This is a genomic window from Pseudomonas sp. 05T35 (assembly GCF_056396605.1).
Map to the genome: position 1 here is coordinate 1 of NZ_JBFTLU010000305.1, position 5,569 is coordinate 5,569.

Sequence of the window (5,569 nt, forward strand, 5' to 3'; positions counted from 1 at the left end):
CAACCTGGGAAGCGTTTTTACGCAGGAAGGATTTGTAGATGTCTTCGGTCAGGGCGCTCGAGCACACCAGCAATTGGCAGCTCAGGGTGCTCATCACGGCAGCCAGAATGGCCGACAGCAGCACGCCGGCGATCCATGGATTGAACAGGATCTTGGCCAGTTCGATGAATACACGCTCGTGGTTTTCACTCACCGGCATTGCCATGGCCGGGTTCGCCGAGAAGTAAGCAATACCGAAGAAGCCCACCGCCACGGTGYCGCCCAGGCACAGAATCATCCAGGTCATGGAGATGCGACGCGCGTTGGCAATCGACTTGACCGAGTCCGCCGCCATGAAGCGCGCCAGGATGTGCGGCTGACCGAAGTAGCCCAGCCCCCAGCCCATCAGCGAAATGATGCCGATGAAGCTGGTGTTTTTCAGCATGTCGAAGTTGCCTGGATCTTGTGCTTCGATGGCCAGGAAGGTGGTGTCGATACCGCCGGTAGCCAGCAGCACGATGATTGGTGTCAGCAACAAAGCGAAGATCATCAGCGTGGCTTGTACGGTGTCAGTCCAGCTCACCGCCAGGAAACCACCGACGAAGGTGTAGGCAATCGTCGCCGCAGCGCCGGCCCACAATGCAGTCTCGTAGGACATGCCAAAGGTGCTTTCAAACAGACGGGCACCGGCCACGATGCCGGAAGCGCAATAAATGGTGAAGAACACCAGGATCACAACGGCAGAGATGATCCGCAGCAAACCACTCTTGTCTTCAAAACGGCTGGAGAAGTAATCCGGCAGCGTCAGCGCATCGCCGTTGTGTTCGGTCTGCACGCGCAGCCGGCCGGCCACGAACAGCCAGTTCAGGTACGCACCGACGATCAGGCCGATGGCGATCCAGCTTTCCGACAGACCCGACATGTAGATGGCGCCCGGCAGGCCCATCAACAACCAGCCACTCATGTCGGAGGCACCCGCGGAAAGCGCGGTCACGACGCTGCCAAGGCTGCGGCCACCCAGAATGTAGTCAGAAAGGTTGTTGGTGGAGCGATAGGCCATGAAGCCGATCAGCACCATGRCTGCGATGTAGATCACGAACGTGATCAAGGTTGGATTGCTTGCACTCATTGAGTTACGCCCTGGCTTTGTTTTTATGTAGCGGCGGTCTGCTGAGCGGCCGCCAAACAATGACGTTTGAGAGACGATCAGGGCATCCGCGCATTTATGACTGATGTTTCCCCAGGAAAGCCATCAGCCGATGAACCGCATCAATGGCGGTTGCACCTTGGACGCGAATGCTATTCAACAAAGCAAATAAGGTGCAACCAGTTTCTTGGGAATAAGTTGCACCTGGTACGTAATTTCTTTTAAACACCATTTTTTGCTCCTTTTCGGAGCAAGAACCTTCCGCGACTACCGTAAAAAGCACCAAGCAGGAGCGATGCTCCCATACCAGAATTTATTTCCTGACAAGCTGCCGATTATTCCGACAAAAAAAGGGTTGCACCCGGTTGCACCTCTTTCGGCGCACGGCTAATCTTGCCGCCAGCTGATGCCACGCAGTCGTGGCAAACATGAGGATAAAAATATGGCTACCACCACCCTTGGGGTCAAACTCGATGACCCGACCCGCGAGCGCCTCAAAGCTGCCGCGACCTCGATTGATCGCACGCCGCATTGGCTGATCAAACAGGCGATTTTCAATTACCTGGAAAAACTCGAGGGTGGTGCAACCCTGACCGAGCTGAGCGGCTTGACCCGCTCCGAAGCCGATGAAGGCGCCGAGGTCCACGTCGATCACGCCCATCAGTGCTTCCTCGAATTCGCTGAAAGCATCCTCCCGCAATCGGTGCTGCGTGCATCGATCACTGCCGCCTACCGTCGGCCGGAGCCGGAAGTGGTGCCGATGCTGATCGAGCAGGCTCGCCTGCCAGCGCCGATGGCCGAAGCTACCAACAAGCTCGCCGCCTCGATTGCGGAAAAACTGCGCAATCAGAAGAGCGCCGGCGGCCGTGCAGGTATTGTTCAGGGCCTGTTGCAGGAATTTTCCCTGTCGTCCCAGGAAGGCGTGGCGCTGATGTGCCTGGCCGAAGCGCTGCTGCGTATCCCGGACAAAGGCACTCGCGATGCACTGATCCGCGACAAGATCAGCACCGGTAACTGGCAGCCACACCTGGGCAATAGCCCGTCGCTGTTCGTCAACGCTGCCACCTGGGGACTGTTGCTGACCGGCAAACTGGTCGCCACCCACAACGAAGCCGGCCTGACTTCGTCCCTGAGCCGGATCATCGGTAAAAGCGGCGAGCCGATGATCCGCAAGGGCGTCGACATGGCCATGCGCCTGATGGGCGAGCAGTTCGTCACCGGCGAAACCATCGCCGAAGCCCTGGCCAACGCCAGCAAGTTCGAAGCCAAAGGCTTCCGCTATTCCTACGACATGCTCGGTGAAGCCGCACTGACCGAACATGACGCGCAGAAATACCTCGCGTCCTACGAGCAAGCCATCCACTCGATCGGCAAGGCGTCCCACGGTCGTGGCATTTATGAAGGCCCGGGCATCTCGATCAAGCTCTCGGCCCTGCACCCGCGTTACAGCCGTGCCCAGTACGAGCGCGTGATGGACGAGCTGTACCCGCGCCTGCTGTCGCTGACCCTGCTGGCCAAGCAATACGACATCGGCCTGAACATCGACGCCGAAGAAGCCGACCGCCTCGAGCTGTCGCTGGATCTGCTCGAGCGCCTGTGCTTCGAGCCGCAACTGACCGGCTGGAACGGTATCGGTTTCGTGATCCAGGCCTACCAGAAGCGTTGCCCGTATGTGATCGACTACGTGATCGACCTGGCTCGCCGCAGCCGTCATCGCCTGATGATCCGCCTGGTGAAAGGCGCCTACTGGGACAGCGAAATCAAGCGCGCCCAGGTCGAAGGCCTGGAARGCTATCCGGTCTACACCCGCAAGGTGTACACCGACGTTTCCTACATTGCCTGCGCGCGCAAACTGCTCTCGGTGCCGGAAGTCATCTACCCGCAGTTCGCCACGCACAACGCCCACACCCTGTCGGCGATTTATCACATTGCCGGTCAGAACTATTACCCCGGCCAGTACGAGTTCCAGTGCCTGCACGGCATGGGCGAACCGCTGTACGAACAGGTTGTAGGCAAGGTTTCCGAAGGCAAGCTGAACCGTCCGTGCCGCGTGTACGCACCGGTCGGCACTCACGAAACACTGTTGGCGTACCTGGTACGTCGCCTGCTGGAAAACGGCGCGAACACTTCGTTCGTCAACCGTATCGCCGACCAGTCGATCTCGATTCAGGAGCTGGTAGCCGATCCGGTGAGCAGCATCGAGCAGATGGCGACGCTGGAAGGCGGCTTCGGTCTGCCGCACCCGCGTATCCCGCTGCCGCGTGACCTCTATGGCAGCGAGCGTGCCAACTCCAGCGGCATCGACCTGGCCAACGAACATCGCCTGGCATCGCTGTCCTGCGCCCTGTTGGCCACCGCCCACAACAACTGGAAAGCCACGCCGATGCTGGGTTGCGCCGCCAGCGCTGAAACCCCGGCACCGGTGTTGAATCCGTCGGACCTGCGTGACGTGGTCGGTCATGTGCAAGAAGCCACCGTCACCGACGTCGACAATGCCATCCAGTGCGCACTGAACGCTGCTCCGATCTGGCAGGCCACCCCGCCCGCCGAGCGCGCCGCAATTCTCGAACGTGCCGCCGATTTGATGGAAGGCGAGATTCAGCCGCTGATGGGCCTATTGGCTCGTGAAGCTGGCAAGACCTTTGCCAACGCGATTGCCGAAGTGCGTGAAGCCGTGGACTTCCTGCGTTACTACGCGGTGCAGGCACGCAACGATTTCACCAACGACGCCCACCGCCCATTGGGTCCTGTGGTGTGCATCAGCCCGTGGAACTTCCCGCTGGCAATCTTCAGCGGCCAAGTCGCCGCCGCACTGGCCGCCGGTAACCCGGTACTGGCCAAACCGGCCGAGCAAACACCGCTGGTGGCCGCTCAAGCCGTGCGCATACTGCTTGAAGCCGGGATTCCCGAAGGCGTGCTGCAACTGCTGCCGGGTCGTGGTGAAACCGTCGGTGCCCGTCTGGTCGGCGACGACCGGGTCAAAGGCGTGATGTTCACGGGTTCCACCGAAGTTGCACGCTTGCTGCAACGCAACGTCGCCGGTCGTCTGGATGCCCAGGGCCGTCCGATTCCGCTGATCGCCGAAACCGGCGGCCAGAACGCGATGATCGTCGACTCCTCGGCACTGACCGAACAAGTGGTCATTGACGTGGTGTCCTCGGCCTTCGACAGTGCCGGCCAGCGCTGCTCGGCCCTGCGCGTACTGTGCTTGCAGGAAGATTCCGCCGACCGCGTGATCGAAATGCTCAAGGGCGCCATGGCTGAATGCCGCCTCGGCAACCCTGAGCGCCTGTCCGTGGACATCGGCCCGGTGATCGACGCCGAAGCGAAAGCAGGCATCGAGAAACACATCCAGGCCATGCGTGACAAAGGTCGCAACGTCTACCAGGTCGCCATCGCCGACATGGAAGAATGCAAGCGCGGCACGTTCGTCATGCCAACCCTGATCGAACTGGAAAGCTTCGACGAATTGCAACGGGAGATCTTCGGCCCGGTGCTGCACGTGGTGCGCTACAAGCGCAAAGACATCGATCAACTGATCGGGCAGATCAACGCTTCCGGCTACGGCCTGACGCTGGGCGTGCACACCCGTATCGACGAGACCATCGCCAAGGTGATCGACAACGTCAACGCCGGTAACGTCTACGTCAACCGCAACATCGTCGGTGCCGTGGTCGGTGTGCAGCCGTTCGGTGGTGAAGGCCTGTCGGGTACCGGCCCGAAAGCCGGTGGTCCGCTGTACCTGTACCGCTTGCTGTCGACGCGCCCTACCGACGCGATCGAACAATCGTTCGCTCGCGGTGATACCCTGAGCGCGCCGGACGTGCGTCTGCGTGACGCCATGAGCAAACCGCTGACCGCCCTGAAAACCTGGGCCGACAGCCACAAGCTGACCGAACTGAGCGCGTTGTGCACGCAGTTCACGACACAATCGCAAAGCGGCATTACCCGCACGCTGAACGGCCCGACAGGCGAGCGCAACAGCTACGCCATCCTGCCGCGTGAACACGTGCTGTGCCTGGCGGAAGTCGAAAGCGATCTGTTGAGTCAACTGGCTGCAGTACTGGCCGTAGGTGGCTCGGCGGTGTGGCCGGAAGGTGAACTGAGCAAAGCGTTGTTGGCTCGCCTGCCGAAAGACGTGCAAGCGCGTATCAAGCTGGTCGCGGACTGGAACAAGGACGAAGTGGTGTTCGATGCAGTCCTGCATCACGGCCATTCCGACCAGTTGCGTGCGGTCTGCCAGCAAGTGGCCARGCGCGCCGGAGCGATCGTTGGGGTTCAGGGTCTGTCGCAGGGCGAAACCAACATTGCGCTGGAACGCCTGGTGATCGAGCGTGCATTGAGCGTCAACACCGCTGCGGCAGGTGGTAATGCCAGCTTGATGACGATCGGCTAAACCGCCATAAGACCAGGCGCCTGCAATAGGCGCCTGGAATGCTGAAC

2 protein-coding genes are annotated in these 5,569 nt (G+C 60.4%); one reads left to right on the top strand and one right to left on the bottom strand.

The genetic code is table 11. From position 1 onward, the window contains the following. The coding region (gene putP / locus AC1DH9_RS20900; protein ID WP_477808710.1) for a sodium/proline symporter PutP at window positions 1-1,108 on the bottom strand (1,108 nt) is incomplete at its 3' end. A gap of 460 nt (window positions 1,109-1,568) precedes the next feature. Between putP and putA the strand changes: the two genes are divergently transcribed. Beyond that, complete coding sequence (gene putA, locus AC1DH9_RS20905) at window positions 1,569-5,522, top strand: trifunctional transcriptional regulator/proline dehydrogenase/L-glutamate gamma-semialdehyde dehydrogenase (RefSeq protein ID WP_477808711.1); 3,954 nt, start codon at window positions 1,569-1,571, stop codon at window positions 5,520-5,522. Window positions 5,523-5,569 lie beyond the last annotated feature (47 nt).